This is a genomic window from Oleiphilus sp. HI0125, assembly GCF_001635355.1.
In genome coordinates, this window is the sequence record NZ_LWGF01001356.1 from 1 (window position 1) to 2415 (window position 2415).

The 2415-nt window shown below is 48.0% G+C and carries 2 protein-coding genes; both read left to right on the forward strand.

Translation table 11 applies throughout. The features are described 5' to 3' along the window. The coding region (locus tag A3762_RS23300) for a carboxyltransferase domain-containing protein (RefSeq protein WP_156493694.1) at positions 1-1226 on the forward strand (1226 nt) is incomplete at its 5' end. A 59-nt stretch (positions 1227-1285) separates the two neighbouring features. Next, on the forward strand, positions 1286-2415 hold a 1130-nt coding region (locus tag A3762_RS23305; RefSeq protein ID WP_156493695.1), incomplete at its 3' end, for an allophanate hydrolase.

Genomic DNA, 2415 nt, shown 5'->3' on the forward strand with positions numbered 1-2415 from the left:
CTGAAGAGTATGGCGTTGCGGTGACATATCGTGTCGCCGGTAATCAGTTCTTGTTGGTCGAATATGGTGAGCAGAGCTTAGATATTGCTCTACGTTTTCGAGCGCATGCTTTGATGCAATTCTTGCAAGATGCAGACATAGAAGGTGTGCTTGAACTCACTCCGGGAATCCGTTCTCTTCAAGTGCACTATGACAGTCAGACCCTGTCTTTAGGCGTGTTGATGCTGCACTTGCAGTCAGCAGAGGATGCCTTGAAAACACGACTTCAGTCTTTACGTGTACCATCGCGTACGGTTTATTTGCCGCTGTCTTGGGATGACGAAGCTTGTCGATTGGCGATTGAAAAGTACGATCAAACCGTTCGTGAAAACGCACCGTGGAGCCCAAGTAATTTAGAGTTTATTCGCCGTATCAATGGGCTAGAAAGCATTGATGATGTGAAGAAAATTGTCTTCGATGCCTCTTACTTGGTGATGGGTTTAGGCGATGTGTACTTAGGTGCGCCGGTTGCCACGCCTGTCGATCCCCGTCATCGTCTTGTGACCACAAAGTACAATCCAGCGCGCACGTGGACAGCCGAAAACTCTGTTGGCATCGGTGGCTCATATCTATGTGTTTATGGCATGGAAGGGCCGGGCGGTTATCAGTTTGTTGGCCGCACGCTTCAAATGTGGAATCGCTACAGGAAGACCGAGTTTTTCGAGAAACCTTGGCTTTTGCGCTTCTTTGATCAAATTCGATTCTATGAGGTTTCTCACGACGAATTGATGACAATTCGTGAGCAATTTCCTGTTGGCACTTACCCGATCAAAGTTGAAGAAGGCTCATTCAGCCTATCTGAATATCAAGCGTTTTTATCCGAGAATCAAGAATCCATTGATACCTTTAAGGGCAAACGCGAAGCCGCTTTTGAAGCGGAGTTGGCAGAGTGGCATCGTACAGGACAGTTTAACTTCGAAGTGGCTGAAGATAATCTCGATTTGAGTGAAACGAGCTGGGAGGAAGGGCAGATTGTTGTAGACAGCCCTGTATCAGGGAGTGTTTGGCAGAGCGAGATTACGTCGGATTCAGAAGTTGTTAAAGGTCAGGTCTTGATGATTTTAGAGTCCATGAAAATGGAAATTCCTGTTCATGCGACAAGCTCGGGCGTCGTCAAACAAGTGCTACTAGATAAAGGTCAGCGCGTGTCGCCAGGACAAGCCTTAGTAGTGATCGAAGAGCACTAAGACGCAAAGGTGTGCCTGTCTAAAAAACGTGAACAGAATAATCAAAGAGAACAGTAGTAATGAATAGTTTAAACCTAGCGATTGCGGATCAAACCATCACACCATTAAGCATCGAAACACTCAAGCAGGCCTATGCCGCTGGAACCACAACGCCTAGACAAGTATTGGCAGATATTCGTGAGCGCACAGAGGCTTATAGCGATCGGAATATTTGGATTCACTTATTAAGCGACGCCGAGCTTGATCGCTACCTAAGCAAACTGGAAGCGGGTGACGTCAATTCTCTGCCTTTGTGGGGCGTTCCGTTCGCGATCAAAGACAATATTGATCTGGCAGGTATTCCGACCACAGCCGCCTGTGAAACCTTCGCCTACACACCCGATGAGTCTGCGTTTGTGGTCGATCAACTTATCAAAGCAGGCGCCATACCTGTTGGTAAAACGAATCTGGATCAATTTGCCACAGGGCTAAATGGCACACGCTCGCCCTACGGTGAATGTCGTAATGCCTTCGATGCGAAGTACATCAGTGGTGGCTCAAGCGCGGGTTCATCTGTGTCAGTCGCCTTAGGCCTAGCAAGCTTCAGTTTAGGCACTGACACCGCCGGTTCAGGACGCGTGCCGGCCTGCCTGAATAACTTATATGGCGTTAAACCAACACGAGGGTTGTTGTCTGCCAGCGGCATGTTGCCAGCGTGTCGTAGCTTAGATTGCATGACGATTTTTGCGCTGAACGCAGATGAATCGAACTTAGTTTTGTCGGTCGCAGAAGGGCTTGATGACAATGACGGCTATAGTCGTGCCAATCCTTATCCTAATCAAACACGGCAATATGGTGTGCGTGCAGGGGATTTGAAAATCGGAGTCATCCAATCAGATCAGCTCGAATTCTTCGGTGACGCAGCATACGAGCATGCGTATTTAGCGACTGTAGAACGCATTAAAGATGACGGTGCTCAGATTGAAGAGCTCGACTTCTCGCCCTTTGTTGAAGCTGCGAAATTGTTATACGAGGGACCTTGGGTAACTGAGCGTTACTTGGCAACACAACCTTTAATTGATGAGCAACCTGAAGCAATGTTCCCAGTTGTGCGAGAGATCATCGAACCAGGCAAGAATGCAAGTGCTGCGGCCTTGTTTACCGCGCAATATCGCTTGCAAGAATTGAAAGCAAAATGCGATGCGATTGT